The following is an 18,269-nucleotide window of genomic DNA, read 5'->3' on the forward strand; positions in this document are numbered from 1 at the left end:
CGGGAGGATTTATATATGACATGGACAATCGTCGCGCTGGAGGCAGCACTTAAGCAGGATAACTATTGCAATTATTCTGTTTCTCACATACAAAACGCATTAAAACTGACATTGAAGCAACACGGCGATCTTGTTGTTCATATTTCAATGACATCAAAGCAAATTTTCATTGAAACGGTGATTTGCCCCGTTGAAAATATTCAGGATGTGAATAAATTAAATTATCGTTTATTACGCATTCAGAAGTTATTACCTCTTTCCTCAGTCGGTATTTCTATTATCAATCACAAAGATTATTACCTGGCGTTTGGTGCGCTTTCGCTTGCGTCCTCCCTCGCTGATATTGTCCTTGAGATTGAAACGCTGGCTGAAAACGCGTTGGAACTCGCTGAAATTATTGCTGAATCATAAGACGAAAGGCATCGTCAATCTATTTACGAGGGAATGCGATGAGTATTTTAAAAAAATTATTCACTCTGGGGAGATCGTTAGTTAATGAGACCGAAACCCTGATAGAAGAAACCCAGGGCATACGTCTACTTGAACAACACATTCGGGATGCGCGAGCCGAGCTTGATAAAGCCGGTGAATCACGCGTCGATCTGCTGGCGCGTGTTAAATTGAGCAGAGACAAACTGCAGGAATTAAATGCGCGTAAAGCAACACTGGAATGCCGGGCCGTAGAAGCGATGCAAAAACAAGTCGATGAAAGCCTGTTGCTTGAGGTTGCTGAGGAAATCTCACGGCTTGAAACGGTAATCGCGTCAGAAGAAAGCGTGCTACATAATTTTGAGCATTCCCGGGATGCTATTGAAAAAGCCGTTGCGGCGACCAGCCAGCGAATTGCCCAGTTTGAACATCAGCTTGAAGTCGTAAAAGCCACTGAAGCGATGCAACGCGCTCAACAAGTGGTAACAACCTCTACAGTAGGGGCAAGCAGCAGCGTAGCGACTGCAGCCGACTCGCTTAAACGCCTGCAGGCGCGGCAAACAGAGCGCCAGGCGAGACTGGAGGCAGCAGAATCGCTGGAGAAAATAGCCAACGGGTGCGACCTGGATGAAAAGTTATCGCAGGCAGGCGTTGGCGGCGTTAATAAAAGTAATGCGCAGGACGTTCTCGCTCGTCTTAAAAATCAGCGTAACGGCTAATGTTGCTTTCTCGCATCATTCAGCTTTGCCAGCTTCACCTGGCCAGATTAACCTGGCCGGGGTTACTGATTTTATTTTTGACTCATTATTGCATTTGTTACATCGCGCTACGCTTAGCTGGTGAAGCGCATCTCACTGCGAAATTAGGTGATTTTATCTATTACTGCTCGGTAGTGGGCTCAACATTAGGTTTTGGTGATCTCAGCCCGCAAAATCAGCCGGGACGCTGGTTTACGGGCCTCTGGCATATTCCAGTCAGCGTTGCATTATTTGGCGCATTAATGGGAAAAATGATCTCGGTAGCTCAGCAAGCTTTAACAAAAGGAATTCGCGGTTTGTCCAACTTTAACCACCTTTCCGGTCACCTAATTATTGTTGGCTGGCGTGGACAGCAGACGGAAAAGATGATCAATTTGCTGCTTTACGATCAAAGCAAAACGTTTTCGCAAATACTGATCTGCGAGTCAGGGGCACAATTACAACATCATCCAATGCAAGGGCATGCACAGGTCTTTTTCGCCAGCGTCAGTAACTTCAATGCCCCCGAGGAACAGCAACGTATCGGCCTGGCGAATTGCAATAGCGTTATCATTTTTGCGCAAAACGACGAGCAGACATTTACGGTTGCGCTGTCTATCGCGGGACAGGTTAGCGATTCCAGCCACATCGTGGCGTATCTAGAAGACGAGCGTTATGCCCGGTTGTTAGAACAGCATTGCCACCAAATTGAAGTTGTCCGTAATTTGTCCGCTGAGCAGTTATTACGTTCAGTACAGGATCCCGGTTCCTCACAATCTGTCGCGTCGATTATGAACCCCATGCTGGGAGACACGGGTTATGTGCTTGAGATCCCCCATCACGTCAACGAATTTTGCTACGGGGGGCTAATGCGGTATATGAAACAGCATCATGACGCCACTGTTCTGGGGATTAGCCATTGCAAAAATGGCCGGGGAATGGAATTGAATCCCATTGTTTCTACCGTAATTCGCGGAGGTATGTGGTTGCACTTGATAGGCAATCAACGAATCACCGCAGATGAAGTGCAATGGCATACTATAGGGAAAGAATTATGACTTCACTATTCAGCCGAGTACGTCATTTTTTTCACAATGACACTAGCTCTGCCTGTGAAAAAGGGCCACTTGGATTACACCTTCACGCAGGATTTGAAATCGATACGGTTGATTTTCGTCTTTTAGGTAATAACTATCTTATTGAAATACCCGCTGAAGACTATACCATCGCGGCGACTGGCATAATTGATATGGGCGCTGGGTGTAATATTTATCGCTATTACACCTCCGGGGATGAATTTTTACAAATAAATACTACCGGGGGGATAGATGATTTATGTATCGAAGATATAAAATTTTTTATTTATTCAGAAAGTGCAGGCATTTCTACACGCGAAGCCTGGCATAATTCCATTGATGCTAGAGCCATAGGAAAACCTGATTTAAACTGGAAAGGGAAAACATGGCGACGCGTATTTAATCCGCTTGAAAATAGAGAAGTAGAGCCGATTTATTTGCTGGAAAATGTTGAAAATAGCGACCGGGAAACGTGGGAGCTCAACAACTTCTGCATGCTTTATCAACGAAATGTTAACGCCGATTGCTTTGAATATTTACTTATTTCAGGCGAAGAGACATTTAACGAACAACAGGAACCTGAATGGCTAATTTCCTGGTCATTAGGTGTAGATATATCACGCAGTGGACTGCAGGTCATAGGTTGAAACGATGCAAGTATTTATAGGTTTATCAGCATTCTGTACATATTTTTTTACTGGCGTACCTATGGTCGCGATATTTTTATTTATCTACACCAGAATTACTCCGCATAACGAATGGCAATTAATTAAGAATGATAACCTTGCGGCGGCCCTGGCCTTTAGTGGCTCGATCCTTGGCTATATAATTCCGCTTTCCAGCGCAGCGATTAATGCAGTGAGCGTGCCGGATTATTTAATTTGGGGTGTGATTGCCCTCGTTGTACAACTCCTTGTTTACGGCAGCGTAAGATTGTATATGCCGAAGCTCAGCGAAAAGATCATTAATCGTAACCTTGCGGCAGGATTATTTATGGGAACTTCGGCTTTAGCCGGCGGGATCTTTAATGCAGCATGCATGACCTGGTAGGATAATATTATGAGCCGGAAAAAAAAGAACCAATCAGGAAGCTCAAGTCGGCCTAGTGACGCCGCCATGTTGACGCATTTGCCACAAAGAAAAAGCTCAAAGGTATTAAGGTTAGTATTCATGGGAGGTGTGGCGTTAATTGCGCTTAACGGCTGCGACGAAGAGGATAAACCAGATGATGGGGTATTCTATTCATCGCCGCTTGAATGTATCAACGCCGGGAACTCTGCCCAGGTTTGCAATGACGCCTGGAACACTGCAAAAGAAAATTTCGCTAAAGAAGTTCCAACCAACCTGACGCGTGAAGCGTGTGAAAAATCATATGGCAACTGTTATCTGGATAATATAACGGGTAATTGGTCTCCAATAATGATGGGCTTTTTGCTGGCTTCAGCGCTTCAGCAAAACCGTGACAATTATTATGTTAGCAGCGGCGGCGGCTATATTTCACGTCCTGTCTGGTCTAACAACCATGGCGATTATACCTGGCGAACCGGCACCTCCAGGTCATCGGGTTCTGGCAAGGTTACATCAAAAAGCGCAGCCACCGTTTCACGTGGCGGCTTTGGTCATTCTTCCAGCGCACGCGGAAGTTGGGGAGGTTAATATGCTGCGTCATAATGTCCCTGTACGGCCAAATTTAGATCGTATCGCTAAGGAACATGGTTTTAATTTCCACATTATCGATAACGAGATCTATTGGGATGAAAGCCGCGCATATCGATTCACATTGCGACAGATAGAAGAGCAGATCGAAAAGCCCACGGCCGAATTGCATCAGATGTGCCTTGAGGTTGTCGATCGGGCGTTAAAAAGCGAATCCGTCATGAAGCAGTTGGCTATTCCACCGCTTTACTGGGATGCAATAGCCGAAAGCTGGCGAAATAATGATCCTTCGTTATATGGGCGTATGGATTTTGTCTGGACGGGAAAAGGTCCGGTTAAATTACTGGAATACAATGCCGATACGCCGACTTCGCTATACGAGTCTGCCTATTTTCAATGGGTATGGATGGAGGATGCGCGTCAACAAGGCCTTATACCGCGTGGAGCCGATCAGTACAATGCTATTCAGGATAGGTTGATTGCGCGCCTTGGTGAACTGAACAACGGCGGACCGCTGTATTTATGTTGCTGTAAAGATACTGAAGAAGATCGAGGAACGGTTCTGTATCTTGAGGATTGTGCACAGCAGGCTGGGCTGCAAACGCGTTTTATCTATATCGAAGATATCGGATTGGGCGTTGGCGGCAGCCTGACCGATTTACAAGACAATGTGATTCAGCAGGCTTTCAAACTCTATCCGCTGGAATGGATGATGCGTGATGAAAATGGTCCGCTGTTGTGTAAAAGACGTGAACAATGGATCGAGCCTTTATGGAAAAGCATCCTTAGTAATAAAGGGCTAATGCCGTTGTTATGGCGTTATTTTCCTGAGCATCCAAATCTGTTACCTGCCTGGTTTGATAATGAAAAGCCGTTAATTAAAGCGGGAGATAGCTACGTGAAAAAACCGCTTTTTTCGCGTGAAGGTGGAAACATCACGATATATGACGGCCAGCAAAATGTAATAGATAGCGCGGAGGGAGATTACGCGGATGAACCGGTTATTTTTCAGGCATTTCAGCCGTTGCCGCGCTTCGGTGATAGCTACACACTTATCGGTAGCTGGGTTATTGATGACGAAGCGGTAGGTATGGGGATTCGTGAAGATAACACGCTCATTACCAAAGATACCTCTCGCTTTATACCTCATTACATTGCGGGTTAAGTGATTAATTGGAAAAACAGACGACTAAGAATTAATGCTATGTTTCGTGTAGTGATATTAATTATTTTCTCTGCTTTGTTTGTGCAACCTGTGTTCGCGGATAACGCGAGGCCTGAAACGGCAAAACATGTTAAGGGCTATATCGGCCTGGAGGGGGTTAAACTATGCACCTTACGTATCGGGCCAAGATCGGAAAATGAAGCTTTGCTGCAAATTTCAAACATCGATCATGAACTTGACATGAAGATATTGCGCTGCAAGGTTCAACCCATCAGCGATGGCGGTAAAGGCTATTCGACTGAGATTGACGGGAAGCAGTTTATGGTGCTGAGGCTTAATAATGGTGTAGGCGAACTTTATCTGCCCGGTGAAACACCGATTTCAGTAGCATATAACGACGATCTGTCCCGCCAGGGGGATGCAGAATACTTTTTGACGGATTATCTTGAGCGGAAAGCAAAGAAATAGCGCAGCCTACCAGGCCGGTATCACAATGGAAAGGCGGTGTTTCTGTCTTTCCATAACATCATAAACTATCGGCACGCCCCGCTTTGTGATCCCTTTCCCTGCATAACTTTTCCTGCCGTCCATACTAAAGGCGTTGCCGATTTATGGAGGGAAACAGGATGCAATGGCAAACTCATACCGTTTTCAACCAACCGATCCCGTTAAACAACAGTAATCTCTTTTTATCTGACACCGCGCTACGCGAAGCCGTCCAGCGTGAAGACGCCGCCTGGGATGCGGAGCTTCTGGCCAGCATCGGCCAGCAACTGGGTACCGCCGAATCCCTGGAGTTGGGCCGCCTGGCGAATGCCAATCCCCCTGAGTTACTACGCTACGACGCCAGTGGCGAGCGGCTCGACGACGTGCGCTTTCATCCGGCGTGGCATCTGCTGATGCAGGGACTGTTCGCCAATCGGGTGCACAATTTGCCGTGGCAGGAGGATCGGCGGCGCGGTTCCTTCGTGGCCCGCGCCGCGCGCTTTATTCTTCATGCTCAGGTGGAAGCGGGCACGCTGTGCCCGGTGACTATGACTTTTGCCGCCACGCCGCTGCTGCTTCAGTCACTGCCCTCAGCGTTCAGCGACTGGACTAAACCGTTGCTCAGCGATCGCTATGACGCCCATTTACAGCCCGCCGGACAAAAGCGCGGATTGCTGATTGGCATGGGGATGACCGAAAAGCAGGGCGGTTCGGACGTACTTACTAATACTACTCGCGCGGAGCCGGTGGGTAGCCCCGGCCCCGGCGAAGCCTATCGGCTGGTGGGCCATAAGTGGTTTTACTCCGTGCCGCAAAGCGACGGACATCTGGTGCTGGCGCAGGCGAAAGGCGGGCTGTCCTGCTTCCTGGTGCCGCGCTTTTTACCTGACGGCCAGCGCAACGCGGTGCGCCTTGAACGGCTGAAAGACAAGCTGGGCAACCGCTCTAACGCCAGCAGCGAAGCGGAATTTTGCGATGCGCTGGGCTGGCTGCTGGGCGATGAAGGCGAAGGCGTGCGCCAGATTTTGAAAATGGGCGCGATGACCCGCTTCGACTGCGCGCTGGGCAGCCACGGCCTGATGCGCCGTGCGCTGTCGGTAGCGCTGTATCACGCCCATCAGCGCCAGGCGTTCGGCAAGAACCTGATCGATCAGCCGCTGATGCGCCAGGTTTTAGGACGGATGGCGCTGCAACTGGAGGGGCAAACCGCGCTACTGTTCCGTCTGGCCCGCGCCTGGGAAGCGCAGGGGGATGAGCGCGAGCGGGCGTTTTGCCGCCTGATGACGCCTGCCGCGAAGTTTAACGTCTGCAAAGCGGGGATCCCGTTTGTGGCGGAAGCGATGGAGGTGCTGGGCGGTATCGGCTATTGCGAAGAGAGCGAGCTGCCGCGTCTGTATCGTGAAATGCCGGTCAACAGCATCTGGGAAGGGTCCGGCAATATCATGTGCCTCGACGTGCTGCGGGTTCTGGCCAAACAGCCTGGCGTGATGGAGATGCTGAGCGGCGAGTTCGAGGAAGTTAAAGGCCAGAATCGTCATTTTGACCGGGCCTGGCGACAGTTGGCCCAGCGGTTACGCAAACCCCACGAGGCCGACGGACGCGCCATAACCCGCCAGCTTTACCGGCTGGCGACCGGGGCGCAGCTGTTACGCCACGCCTCGGTGCCCACGGCGGAAGCCTGGTGCCAGATGATGCTCGACCCGCGAGGCGACGCCCAGGTGGCGGAGAACTGCCTCTCCGACGTCCTGCTGCGCGCCACGGGTGGCATCGGTTAACTGTTGCGTAAGCGGAACACGCTCACCAGCGTATTCAGATGGTGGCCCTTATCGCGCAGCGTGTGCGCTGTTTGCTCGCTGCGCGATACCCGCTCGGCGTTGATATGGGTTGCTTCGCCGATATGGTTCATCGCCAGATTCACCTGCTGAATGCCCGCAGACTGCTCATGGGAGGCCTGGCTGCTGTGCGTCACCAGCAAGTTCACCTGATCGATATGCTGGATAATTTGCTCCATTGCCTGGCGGGTGCGCTCGGAAAGCTGGTGCCCTTCGGTGACTTTATGCAGCGTGTCCTCAATTAACGCATCAATCTCTTTCACCGCGTTGGCGCTGCGCGCCGCCAGCGCCCGTACTTCCTGCGCCACAACCGCGAATCCTTTGCCATGCTCCCCGGCGCGGGCGGCTTCTACTGCCGCGTTCAGCGCCAGTATATTGGTCTGGAACGCGATAGATTCAATCACGTGGGTGATATCGGCGATACGCCGCGACGCATCGCGGATCGCATTCATCGTCGATACCGCGTTGGTCACGGTATCGCCGCCGATATGCACCGCGTGGGAGGCCTGCTGCATATAATTTTGCGTCTGCACCATGTTTTCGGCGTTCTGCTCAACCGTTGCTGTCAGTTGCTCCATGCTGGCGGACGTCTCCTCCACGCTGCTGGCCTGCTTGTTGATCTGCTCGCTGATGTCGTGGCTGTCCGCCGCCAGTTCATCGGTGCCGTGGCTGATGTCGGCGGCGGCATCGCGTACCTGAATCACAATCTGCTGCAAGCCGTTGCCCATGCTGTTGATGGCGGCGATCAGTTCGCCCACTTCATCCTGACGGCGCGTGGTGATGCTGGATCGCAAGTCGCCTGCACCATACTGCTGCGCCAGGCCAATGACATTGCGCAGCGGCGCGGTAAGCAGACGGCGGGTAGTGAAATCAAACAGAATGGCGAACAGCAGGCTGATGACCAGGCCTGCCAGTAAAAACTGGTTACGCAGCCGATCGATGTTTGCCAGCAGGGTGCCCCGGTCCACTTCGCCTACCACCACCCAGTTCCATCCCGGTACGTGAGTGAAGGTCATGAGCGACGTGCCGCCCGTGTCGCGCTGCCAGGCCAGTTCACCTTCGCTATCGGCCAGCAGGTGCTGACGGACATCTTCAGGCAGCAGCGGCTTTTGCCCTTCGGCATCGCGATGGAACAGGTACTGGCCGAACGGTTCACCCGGCTGGCGGTTGATCACGTAAAAGTGGCCGCTGTCGCCCAGCTTGCGGCTGAGGATTTTTTCACGCATCAGCTGCCATGAGGAGGAGATATCCACGCCGACAAACAGCACCGCAATGACGTTCCCTTGCTCATCCTTTACCGGCTGATACTGAGTAATGTAGCGCTTGCCAAAAAGCTGCGTCAGCCCGCGATAGATTTCACCTTTACTCATCGGTAGCCAGGCGGGGCTGGCGCGATCGAGCTGCGTGCCCACCGCGCGAGTGCCGTCCTCTTTACGCAACGATGTCGCCACGCGCACATAGTCATCACCGCTGCGCACGAACAGCGTGGCGATAGCGCCGGTTCGCGTCTGGAAATCATCGGTTAAGCCGTTGTTTTCATGCAGCGACAGCTCGCCGCCTTTAAGCAGCGGAACGCTCTGATTATTCAGCGCCTGCATCTGCGCCGCATCGCGCGTAATGGGTTGGGGGATAAAACTGTTTAGCAGAGTGGTGTAGTTGCTGACCTCTTCAGTCAGCGTGGCGTCGAACATTTGCACCATATCCACTACGCCGCTGGTCTGGCTTTTTAAATCTTCCCGCGCCAGCGATTCCAGCTGTTGGCTGGCCTGGTGGCTTAACACCAGCGTGAAGGTTAAAAACAGACAGGCGAATGACAGGCCTGCAAACAGGGAGAGTTTGGTACCCAGCCCGATGCGCTGGAAAATGGTTTTCATAATTATCCCTTATACCAACCGAGTTGAGTTGCCCGGTTAAACGGCATCGGCGGGATAATATTTACTCAATAAATGTAAAAATTTATGTCAGTATTTTGCAAATGTTATATTTGCCAGGCTAAGCAGGCCGTCAGCCTGCTTCCATTCAGGCGTAGATAATGGCTTTTACCTGCCAGTTGTCAGCGCGTGGGTTTTCCTGCATCTGCACGATGCGATAATACGAAGCGCCCTGTTCATCGGCTTTCATCGCAATGACGCGTTCAACATCCTGAGGACTTCCGGAAACGCTGTTGACTGCAATCATGCCAATTTCATTCAGACCGGTCACCCGGTCAGCACTGACATCTTCTGCCGACTGCGCAGAGGTGGTAATCAAACCGGCAGACAGCAGCAAAGACGTTAAGGCAATTGATCGTTTCATAGTCAGCTCCATTTCACATTACCCCGATGAGTAACAGGGCGATCCTTCGCGGTGTGTTATCCCATCCTTTCATAGCGGCCCGGGATTAAGTGTGCACAGAAAACGATCAGCCGACGCAAAGCAATGTAAATTTTGCTAAATAAAACGGTAAGTTAACGCGGTTTCTTATACAAAATCGCCTGGGAGTACCACTGACCCGGCACCACTGTCTCATCGTTCAGCAAAATCTGGTAGTAATCCGCACCGGCGGCGATCGCTTTGGCTTTAATGGCAGCCTCGCTGTCGCTGGGCGCGCCGCGCTCCATGACGCTCACCGTCCCCATTCGAATTAAGCCCTGGGTTTGGGAGCGCTGGATCTCCTGCGGATGGTCCGTGACCGGAGGAGCCGGCTGCGGTGTACCCTGCAGGGAACCGCACGCGCTAAGCAGCATCGCCAGTAAGACCGGAAGTAATCTTTGCATTCGCATTTCTCGTTTCCTGACCCATTGAGTGTAGTGCCGTCTGTTTTTGAGCCTATAGGGAAGGTTCCCATTTTGTTAGCTCAGCCGCTTTTTTTCGGGCATTCAAATGTAAAAACGTAACCGGGTTCTCATCATGCTTTTTCATTAGGTTTATTGCACAGGCTTGCACGGCGTGCCGCGCCATGTCATACCTTGCCAATAGCAAAAAGGGGGACGAGATGATTGAACTGGAAATACGTCAATTCGCGGGTATCGAAACCGTGCACGCTACGCCTGCCGGAAAAAACCAACAGCCGCTACCCACGGTGATTTTCTATCACGGGTTTACCTCGTCAAAATTAGTATACAGCTATTTTGCCGTGGCTTTGGCGCAGGCGGGGTTTCGCGTCGTGATGCCGGACGCCGCCGAGCACGGCGCGCGTTTTAACGGTGATGCCCAGGGGCGAATGCTGCGCTTCTGGCAAATACTGCATCAGAATATGACGGAGTTTGCCGGCCTGCGTGACGCGCTGTGGGAAGAAAATCTGATTGCCGACCAGCGGCTCGGCGTGGGTGGGGCGTCAATGGGCGGCATGACGGCGCTGGGCATCATGACCCATCATCCTGAGGTGAAAAGCGTGGCCAGCCTGATGGGATCGGGTTATTACACCACCCTCGCGCCCGCGTTGTTTCCGCCGTCATTAGAACTGACGCCGGAGCGCCAGCGCCAGCTTGATGCGGTTATCGCTCCACTGGCGGAATGGGACGTCACTCACCAGTTAGCGAAACTGGCGGACCGACCGCTTTTTCTCTGGCACGGCGAGGAGGATGACGTGGTTCCGGCACAAGAGTCCTTCCGTTTGCAGCGCGCGCTACAGGAAAATCAGCTCGACGCGTTGCTCACTTATCAGTGGGAGCCTGGCGTCAAACACCGCATTACGCCCACTGCGCTGGACGCAACCGTGGCGTTTTTTACCCGCCATCTGGCATAAAAAAGCCCCCTGGACGGGGGCAAAATAACGTCAGTAACGTTGTCGTGGCATTATCGTTGTTCCTGAAAGGGGATCTACGATAAATCGGTGTTGTCGCGTGATGGACTCTACTGGCGGGCAACCTGGAGTGAGTCTTCCGTTGCGGTTATCACGCTGAAATTCTGGCTATGTGACTGAACGGCTTTGCTATCATCGGCTGAATTATGATTTATGTAGACGACGCCTAAGCTATGCACATCATCCATACTTTGCGCCAGGTCGCGATCGATCTTAATGGCGGCGGCGGCATTCGCGGTCAGTATGAGTCCCGCGAAGACGGCGATAAGACTGTTTTTCATCATCGGTACTCCACAACAGCAAGCGATACAACCGGAATCGTCACTCCTTCGTAGTAAGGGGTCTGTGTAGAATAAGTGTAATGGCTTATTGATGATTAAAACGTGACCATTTCTGATGGAGTTACTCAAATTTTTTAAGCATTCCCCAACAACCTATTTTAAATCACTTGGTTAACCGCTTTTTGCCCCCTGAGCGGCCGCGCTGCGTAATTATTTATCAATCAGCCTTGAGTTTGCCGGGGCCCGCAAGTAGAATGACGCGTCAATTTTTCAGCCGCCCTTTAATCACGTTCCTTGCCTCCATGGGCCGCGGCTGACCCAGACAGGAGGCTGAATAATCCGTAAGGAGCAATTCGATGCGTCATTACGAAATCGTTTTTATGGTCCATCCTGACCAGAGCGAACAGGTTCCGGGCATGATCGAGCGCTACTCTGCTGCCATCACTGGTGCAGAAGGCAAGATCCACCGTCTGGAAGACTGGGGCCGCCGTCAGCTGGCTTACCCGATCAACAAACTGCACAAAGCTCACTACGTTCTGCTGAACGTTGAAGCACCGCAGGAAGTGATCGATGAGCTGGAAACTACTTTCCGCTTCAACGATGCCGTTATCCGCAGCATGGTTATGCGTACTAAACACGCCGTGACTGAAGCATCTCCGATGGTTAAAGCGAAAGACGAGCGCCGCGAGCGTCGCGATGATTTCGCTAACGAAACCGCAGATGATGCTGATGCTGGGGATTCTGAAGAGTAATTCTGATGGCCAACCGTTTGGTGTTGTCCGGCACCGTGTGCAGGGCGCCCCTTCGAAAGGTCAGCCCATCAGGAATTCCTCACTGTCAGCTGGTGCTTGAGCATCGTTCTGTGCAGGAGGAAGCCGGTTTTAACCGGCAGGCGTGGTGCCAGATGCCCGTAATTATTAGCGGACACCAGAACCAGGCCATTACTCACAGTATAACGGTCGGCACGGTGATCACCGTTTCAGGTTTCATTAGCAGCCACAAGGCGCGCAATGGGCTGACAAAAGTGGTGCTCCATGCCGAGCAGATTGAATTGATAGATTCTGGAGACTAGCCAAATGGCACGTTATTTCCGTCGTCGCAAGTTCTGCCGTTTCACCGCGGAAGGCGTTCAAGAGATCGACTATAAAGATATCGCTACGCTGAAAAACTACATCACCGAAAGCGGTAAGATTGTCCCGAGCCGTATCACCGGTACCCGTGCAAAATACCAGCGTCAGCTGGCTCGCGCTATCAAACGCGCTCGCTACCTGTCCCTGCTGCCGTACACTGATCGTCATCAGTAATCGGACACGGTCCATTAATACGACTTTGAGAGGATAAGGTAATGCAAGTTATTCTGCTTGATAAAGTAGCAAACCTGGGCAGCCTGGGTGATCAGGTTAACGTTAAAGCGGGCTACGCTCGTAACTTCCTGGTGCCACAGGGTAAAGCTGTTCCGGCTAACAAGAAAAACGTTGAGTTTTTCGAAGCACGTCGTGCTGAACTGGAAGCCAAACTGGCTGACGTTCTGGCCGCTGCTGAAGCGCGCGCTGAGAAAATCAACGCACTGGAATCCGTTACTATCGCGTCTAAAGCAGGCGACGAAGGTAAACTGTTCGGTTCCATCGGTACTCGCGACATCGCTGACGCTGTAACTGCAGCTGGCGTTGAAGTAGCTAAGAGCGAAGTTCGTCTGCCGAACGGCGTTCTGCGTACCACTGGCGAACACGAAGTGGACTTCCAGGTTCACAGCGAAGTGTTTGCTAAGCTGATCGTAAACGTGGTTGCTGAATAATTCGTTATTCACATCAACGTGTAAAAACGCCGACGTATGTCGGCGTTTTGCATTTCTGGCGGGTAAATCCCAATTCCGCCGTGCAGCCATTTTTGAGGGTGGCTATTCTCTGAACAATCATTGATAATAAACTGAAACGTTATTTTATCTTTGGTGAGTGGAATGGACGCTGTTTGCCCAACCCCTGTTTTTGCTCGTAAAAATGTCGCTTTCGCCTGTGCTACGCTGTGCTGCCTGCTATGGGGAAGCTCCTATCCGGCCATCAAAAGCGGCTACGAAATCTTCCAGATCGCAACCGACGATATCCCATCAAAAATTGTCTTTGCGGGTTACCGCTTCCTGTTTGCCGGGTTACTGCTGTTGCTGTTCGCAATGGCGCAGCGCAAACCCATCGCCCGCCTGAACCCGCGTCAGTGCGGTCAACTGGCAGTGCTGGGTTTAACCCAAACCACGCTCCAGTACACGTTTTTCTATATCGGGTTGGCCTTTACCACCGGCGTGAAGGGCTCAATCATGAACGCTACCGGCACGTTCTTCAGCGTATTGCTGGCGCACTTTATCTATCACAACGACAAGCTGAGCTATAACAAAGCCATCGGCTGCGTGCTGGGTTTTGCCGGCGTGATGATCGTCAACTTTAACGGCGGGATGAGCGACTTCACGTTTAGCCTGATGGGCGATGGTTTCGTGGTGCTGGCGGCCTTTATCCTGTCCGCGTCCACCATGTACGGAAAGCGCATTTCGCAAACCGTCGATCCCACCGTGATGACCGGCTACCAGTTAGGTTTTGGCGGGCTGGTGCTGATTGTGATTGGCTATATGACGGGCGGGACGCTGGAGGTTCACGGATTCGCTTCGGTGGCGATTTTAGGCTACCTGACGCTGCTGTCGTCGGTCGCCTTTGCCCTGTGGAGTATTCTGCTGAAGTACAACCGCGTCAGCATGATCGCCCCGTTTAACTTTGTGGTGCCGGTGGCGGGCACCGCGCTGTCGGCCATTTTCCTGGCAGAAAACATTCTCGAGTGGAAATACGTGCTGGCGCTGCTTCTGGTGTGCTCGGGCATCTGGTGGGTTAACAAGATGCCGAAGGGGAGTGAGTGATCACTCCCATTACGATCAGCGGACGCGAATAAAACTGCCGTCCGGCTGGCGGGTAAACAGCACCTGCTTATCGTTGCCGACATCAATTGTTAAACCGGTCACCACGCCGCTCGCGTTCTGGCGAATCTGCACCATCTGGCCGGTTTGCAGCGTACTGAGCGGCTTGCCATCTCCTTCAACCTGCGCCATGGCGTAAACGTCCGCTGGCGGCAAATTGTGGTCGCGGAACAGCTGCGCCATGGTTTTACCTTCTTCCACGCGATACGTGCGCCACTGCTGCTCAATATCATTATTCTGGAACGGCTGTGGGGCGGATTCTGCGGGCGCAGGTTCCGGCTCGGGCGTCTGCGTTGCCTGTGTGGGCGGCGGCGGCGTGGTGAGTTCAGCCTGCATCGGCGGTTGCGACGAAGACTGAAGATCGAGTTGGGCATCGCGCCGTACCTGGGGTTGTTCGGGCTGCGACGAGGGCCAGAGAAAACAAATCACGATGATCAGCGCCGCAATAATAATGCCGCGACGATGAAAAGGGGGGAGCGGGTCCATCAGCCGAACATGGTCCGGCGCGTGCCAAATCCGCGAAAGGGTAGGTTTGATTGCGAATCGTCCGGGCATGCTCTTCTCCTGCGCATTATAAGGCGTGCGGCAATCTCCGCTTTTAACCAGTATATATGTAACTGATTGATGGCGGTAACAATGTGGTCTTTCGTCACATCTTATCTGTGATCCTGCGGTCTTAAGGTATCAGTTTTAGTACCAAAGCGATCTATCCCACTCATGCAGGATCATTTTACCCTAAACAGCTGGGCTGTTATGCTGCCCGCTACTTTTTATCAGCATGAAAGGAAAATCCATGACGACCCCTTCTTTTGACAGCATCGAATCCCAGGCAAGCTACGGCATTGGTTTGCAGGTTGGACAGCAACTGCGTGAATCCGGGCTGCAGGGTCTGCTGCCGGAAGCGCTGGTCGCGGGTCTGCGTGACGCACTGGATGGCAATCAACCTGCTGTGCCGGTCGATGTGGTGCACCGCGCGCTGCGCGAGATCCACGAGCGCGCCGATGCGGTGCGTCGTGAGCGTCAGCAGGCGATGGCGGCGGACGGCCAGAAATATCTGGACGAAAACCGCGAGCGTGAAGGCGTGAACAGCACTGAATCCGGCCTGCAGTTCCGCGTCATCACCCAGGGCGAAGGCGCAATCCCGGCGCGTAAAGATCGTGTGCGCGTACATTACACCGGCAAGCTGATCGACGGCACCGTGTTCGACAGCTCCGTGATGCGTGGCGAACCGGCTGAATTCCCGGTAAGCGGCGTGATCCCAGGCTGGATCGAAGCCCTGACCCTGATGCCGGTAGGTTCCAAATGGGAACTGACCATCCCGCAAAACCTGGCCTATGGCGAGCGTGGCGCTGGCGCATCCATCCCGCCGTTCAGCACTCTGATTTTCGAAGTAGAGTTACTGGAAATTCTGTAACCCCGCATGCCACCCCCGTTTCGACGGGGGTAAATAATGGAAATAATGATAATTGTAGTGCTTTCTCCTGATTGCGCCCCCGTTCCGGGTGTTTTCATGAGATGCTTTGCAAGGTAATAGTGATTTAACACTCATTTTAAACATTTAATTAACATAACGTTAAAATCGCAGTACTCAACCCTCCGATTGTTACCTAATATCGATGATGTTTTTGAGGGGCATCGTCACTTCATTATGCATTTACAGGCCATCAGAGCCTGAACAACACAGACAGGTACAGGAATTCAACATGGTAGATCAAGTCAAAGACGCAGACGTTGCTGAGGCACCGGCTGAGCAGTCGCTACGGCGTAATCTTACAAACCGTCATATCCAACTTATTGCCATCGGTGGCGCAATCGGCACCGGGCTATTTATGGGTTCTGGCAAAACCATCAGCCTCGCAGGACCGTCGATTATTTTCGTTTATATGATCATCGGTTTTATGCTGTTTTTTGTGATGCGCGCGATGGGGGAATTATTACTTTCTAATCTGGAATATAAATCGTTCAGCGATTTCGCCTCGGACCTGCTTGGGCCGTGGGCCGGTTATTTTACCGGCTGGACCTACTGGTTCTGCTGGGTGGTCACCGGCATGGCGGACGTAGTGGCGATTACCGCCTATGCGCAGTTCTGGTTCCCTGAGCTTTCTGACTGGGTGTCGTCGCTGGCAGTGGTTCTGCTGCTGCTGGGGCTTAACCTCGCTACCGTGAAGATGTTCGGTGAGATGGAGTTCTGGTTCGCGATGATCAAAATCGTCGCTATTGTGGCGCTGATTATTGTCGGCGTGGTGATGATTGCCACCAACTTTACCTCCCCAACGGGCGTTGAAGCCTCGTTAGCGCATCTGTGGAATGACGGCGGCTGGTTCCCGAAAGGCATTAGCGGATTCTTTGCCGGGTTCCAGATAGCGGTATTTGCGTTCGTGGGTATTGAACTGGTGGGCACCACCGCAGCGGAAACCAAAGACCCGGAAAAATCGCTGCCGCGCGCCATCAACTCGATTCCGATTCGTATCATCATGTTCTACGTGTTTGCGCTGATTGTGATTATGTCGGTGACGCCGTGGAGCTCCGTGGTGCCGGATAAGAGCCCGTTCGTTGAGCTGTTCGTGCTGGTGGGCCTGCCTGCCGCCGCCAGCGTGATTAACTTCGTGGTGCTGACCTCTGCGGCCTCGTCGGCTAACAGCGGCGTGTTCTCCACCAGCCGTATGCTGTTCGGCCTGGCGCAGGAAGGCGTGGCGCCAAAAGCGTTCGCAAAACTCTCTAAGCGCGCAGTACCGGCGAAAGGGCTGACCTTCTCCTGTATCTGTCTGCTGGGCGGCGTGGTGATGCTGTACGTCAATCCGAGCGTAATCGGCGCGTTCACCATGATCACCACGGTATCAGCGATCCTGTTTATGTTCGTCTGGACCATCATCCTGTGCTCGTACCTGGTGTACCGCAAACAGCGCCCGCATCTGCATGAGAAATCGATCTACAAAATGCCGCTCGGCAAGCTGATGTGCTGGGTGTGCATGGCGTTCTTCGTGTTTGTGCTGGTGCTGCTGACGCTGGAAGATGATACCCGTCAGGCGCTGATCGTTACGCCGCTGTGGTTCATCGTGCTGGGTCTGGGCTGGCTGTTTATCGGCAAGAAACGTCTGGCGAACTTCCAGAAATAAGACGAAAAAAGGGCCATCAATGATGGCCCAATAAGGACTTCCGATGGCGCTCGACGGGCGCCTTATTTTTCTCCAGCGAGGGCACGCGGAAAAAGAACGTTGTTTTCCAGGCTGATGTGATTCATCAGATCGTCAATCAGCTCATTAATGCCGTTGTACATTGCTTTCCACGTAGTGCAGGCTTCCGGCGGCGGCGTCACGTTATTGGTGGTGTGCTTAATCACTTCCAGCAGTTCGCCCGCTTCATCATGCTCGCTCTCCATAACCGTAATCGGCCCGGTCGCGTGGCTGCCCATCCCCTGTTTAATCATCGGGAACAGGATCTGCTCTTCTTTCATCATGTGGCTGGACAGCTCTTCATGCAGCATGGTCAGGTATTTGGTCAGGCCTTTCGGCACGTTCGGCTTATCGGCATGAACGCGTTCCACTTTGGTGGCCTGATAAATCAGTTCCGGCAGCTGTTCGCGGTGGCGATCGTGGTAACGCACAATAATGTGATCGACGATTTCGGCCAGCGGCGCGGTACGCCACTCTTTTTCCAGCGGCTCGTCCGCCAGCGCGGTCAGTTCCGCTTCGATAGTATCGAGATCCAGCTCCTGGCGAGTCGCCGCGCGTAGCAGGGTCTGTTTGCCGCCGCAGCAGAAGTCGAGATTGTATTTACGGAACAGAGCAGAAGCGCGGGGAATGGTTAAAGCCAGTTCACCTAAAGGTTGGTCACGGAAGGCCATAGCGTTTACCTCAATCATCAGAATAT

The 18,269-nt window shown here is 52.4% G+C and carries 23 protein-coding genes; 17 read left to right on the forward strand and 6 right to left on the reverse strand.

The features are described 5' to 3' along the window. The first annotated feature begins 15 nt into the window (after positions 1–15). The 9 genes from FND52_RS12800 (at position 16) to FND52_RS12840 (ending at position 7,324) form a co-directional block, all read left to right on the forward strand. Complete coding sequence (locus tag FND52_RS12800; RefSeq protein ID WP_144131204.1) at positions 16–411, forward strand: DUF2170 family protein; 396 nt, start codon at positions 16–18, stop codon at positions 409–411. 38 nt (positions 412–449) lie between these two features. Beyond that, positions 450–1,148, forward strand: a complete 699-nt coding sequence (locus FND52_RS12805; RefSeq protein ID WP_144131206.1) for a PspA/IM30 family protein — start codon at positions 450–452, stop codon at positions 1,146–1,148. After that, positions 1,148–2,224 (forward strand): potassium channel family protein, encoded by a 1,077-nt coding sequence (locus tag FND52_RS12810; RefSeq protein WP_144131208.1) that lies wholly within the window; start codon positions 1,148–1,150, stop codon positions 2,222–2,224. The genes FND52_RS12805 and FND52_RS12810 overlap by 1 nt, the downstream gene beginning before the upstream one ends. After that, the gene (locus FND52_RS12815; protein ID WP_144131210.1) at positions 2,221–2,889 is read left to right on the forward strand and encodes a DUF2491 family protein; all 669 of its coding nucleotides are present in this window, start codon (positions 2,221–2,223) and stop codon (positions 2,887–2,889) included. The genes FND52_RS12810 and FND52_RS12815 overlap by 4 nt, the downstream gene beginning before the upstream one ends. Positions 2,890–2,893: 4 nt before the next feature. Further along, positions 2,894–3,292, forward strand: a complete 399-nt coding sequence (locus FND52_RS12820; RefSeq protein WP_144131212.1) for a DUF350 domain-containing protein — start codon at positions 2,894–2,896, stop codon at positions 3,290–3,292. 9 nt (positions 3,293–3,301) lie between these two features. Beyond that, entirely contained in the window at positions 3,302–3,898 is a 597-nt protein-coding gene (locus FND52_RS12825; RefSeq protein WP_144131214.1) for a DUF1190 domain-containing protein, read from the forward strand. A gap of 1 nt (position 3,899) precedes the next feature. Further along, complete coding sequence (locus FND52_RS12830; RefSeq protein WP_144131216.1) at positions 3,900–5,063, forward strand: glutathionylspermidine synthase family protein; 1,164 nt, start codon at positions 3,900–3,902, stop codon at positions 5,061–5,063. A 39-nt stretch (positions 5,064–5,102) separates the two neighbouring features. Further along, a complete protein-coding gene (locus FND52_RS12835; protein WP_144131218.1) occupies positions 5,103–5,531 on the forward strand; it encodes a hypothetical protein in 429 nt (142 codons plus the stop codon). Positions 5,532–5,689: 158 nt separating this feature from the next. Beyond that, positions 5,690–7,324: an isovaleryl-CoA dehydrogenase gene (locus tag FND52_RS12840; RefSeq protein ID WP_144131220.1), complete on the forward strand. Its 1,635-nt coding sequence runs from the start codon at positions 5,690–5,692 to the stop codon at positions 7,322–7,324. Here the strand turns inward: FND52_RS12840 and FND52_RS12845 are convergent. The 3 genes from FND52_RS12845 to bsmA all read right to left on the reverse strand — a co-directional run bounded on the left by FND52_RS12845 (position 7,321) and on the right by bsmA (position 10,143). Further along, positions 7,321–9,255, reverse strand: a complete 1,935-nt coding sequence (locus tag FND52_RS12845; RefSeq protein WP_144131222.1) for a methyl-accepting chemotaxis protein — start codon at positions 9,253–9,255, stop codon at positions 7,321–7,323. The two genes, FND52_RS12840 and FND52_RS12845, sit on opposite strands and share 4 nt — an antisense overlap. A gap of 145 nt (positions 9,256–9,400) precedes the next feature. Then, positions 9,401–9,676 carry a YdgH/BhsA/McbA family protein gene (locus FND52_RS12850; RefSeq protein ID WP_183169792.1) on the reverse strand — a complete coding sequence of 92 codons (276 nt, stop codon included), beginning with the start codon at positions 9,674–9,676 and terminating at the stop codon, positions 9,401–9,403. Positions 9,677–9,828: 152 nt separating this feature from the next. After that, the gene (gene bsmA / locus FND52_RS12855) at positions 9,829–10,143 is read right to left on the reverse strand and encodes a biofilm peroxide resistance protein BsmA (protein WP_144131224.1); all 315 of its coding nucleotides are present in this window, start codon (positions 10,141–10,143) and stop codon (positions 9,829–9,831) included. 212 nt (positions 10,144–10,355) lie between these two features. Here bsmA and yjfP point away from each other — a divergent pair, with 212 nt between their 5' ends. Next, positions 10,356–11,108, forward strand: a complete 753-nt coding sequence (yjfP, locus tag FND52_RS12860; RefSeq protein ID WP_144131226.1) for an esterase — start codon at positions 10,356–10,358, stop codon at positions 11,106–11,108. A 107-nt stretch (positions 11,109–11,215) separates the two neighbouring features. Here the strand turns inward: yjfP and FND52_RS12865 are convergent, their stop codons facing one another. Beyond that, the gene (locus tag FND52_RS12865; protein WP_144131228.1) at positions 11,216–11,449 is read right to left on the reverse strand and encodes a hypothetical protein; all 234 of its coding nucleotides are present in this window, start codon (positions 11,447–11,449) and stop codon (positions 11,216–11,218) included. 353 nt (positions 11,450–11,802) lie between these two features. On the opposite strand from FND52_RS12865, the gene rpsF reads away from it, so the two are divergent. The 5 genes from rpsF (at position 11,803) to FND52_RS12890 (ending at position 14,342) form a co-directional block, all read left to right on the forward strand. Continuing rightward, entirely contained in the window at positions 11,803–12,198 is a 396-nt protein-coding gene (rpsF, locus tag FND52_RS12870; protein ID WP_044181355.1) for a 30S ribosomal protein S6, read from the forward strand. Between the two features lie 5 nt (positions 12,199–12,203). Next, positions 12,204–12,518 (forward strand): primosomal replication protein N, encoded by a 315-nt coding sequence (priB, locus tag FND52_RS12875; protein ID WP_144131230.1) that lies wholly within the window; start codon positions 12,204–12,206, stop codon positions 12,516–12,518. A gap of 4 nt (positions 12,519–12,522) precedes the next feature. Next, positions 12,523–12,750 (forward strand): 30S ribosomal protein S18, encoded by a 228-nt coding sequence (gene rpsR / locus FND52_RS12880; protein ID WP_000135199.1) that lies wholly within the window; start codon positions 12,523–12,525, stop codon positions 12,748–12,750. Positions 12,751–12,791: 41 nt separating this feature from the next. Further along, positions 12,792–13,241, forward strand: a complete 450-nt coding sequence (gene rplI / locus FND52_RS12885; protein WP_125294182.1) for a 50S ribosomal protein L9 — start codon at positions 12,792–12,794, stop codon at positions 13,239–13,241. A 162-nt stretch (positions 13,242–13,403) separates the two neighbouring features. Beyond that, entirely contained in the window at positions 13,404–14,342 is a 939-nt protein-coding gene (locus FND52_RS12890; RefSeq protein WP_144131232.1) for a DMT family transporter, read from the forward strand. A gap of 15 nt (positions 14,343–14,357) precedes the next feature. Here the strand turns inward: FND52_RS12890 and FND52_RS12895 are convergent, their stop codons facing one another. After that, entirely contained in the window at positions 14,358–14,954 is a 597-nt protein-coding gene (locus FND52_RS12895; RefSeq protein ID WP_144131234.1) for a LysM-like peptidoglycan-binding domain-containing protein, read from the reverse strand. Positions 14,955–15,192: 238 nt separating this feature from the next. Between FND52_RS12895 and bamJ the strand changes: the two genes are divergently transcribed. Both bamJ and cycA read left to right on the forward strand, forming a co-directional pair. Beyond that, the gene (gene bamJ, locus FND52_RS12900) at positions 15,193–15,813 is read left to right on the forward strand and encodes a BamJ family beta-barrel-assembly machinery protein (protein ID WP_125294185.1); all 621 of its coding nucleotides are present in this window, start codon (positions 15,193–15,195) and stop codon (positions 15,811–15,813) included. A 289-nt stretch (positions 15,814–16,102) separates the two neighbouring features. After that, complete coding sequence (gene cycA / locus FND52_RS12905) at positions 16,103–17,515, forward strand: D-serine/D-alanine/glycine transporter (RefSeq protein WP_125294186.1); 1,413 nt, start codon at positions 16,103–16,105, stop codon at positions 17,513–17,515. Positions 17,516–17,577: 62 nt separating this feature from the next. Here cycA and ytfE read toward each other — a convergent pair whose 3' ends face one another. Then, the gene (gene ytfE, locus FND52_RS12910; RefSeq protein ID WP_144131236.1) at positions 17,578–18,243 is read right to left on the reverse strand and encodes an iron-sulfur cluster repair protein YtfE; all 666 of its coding nucleotides are present in this window, start codon (positions 18,241–18,243) and stop codon (positions 17,578–17,580) included. Between the last annotated feature and the right edge of the window lie 26 nt (positions 18,244–18,269).

Origin of the sequence: Atlantibacter subterraneus (assembly GCF_007570865.1) — a bacterium.
Lineage (GTDB): Bacteria > Pseudomonadota > Gammaproteobacteria > Enterobacterales > Enterobacteriaceae > Atlantibacter > Atlantibacter subterraneus.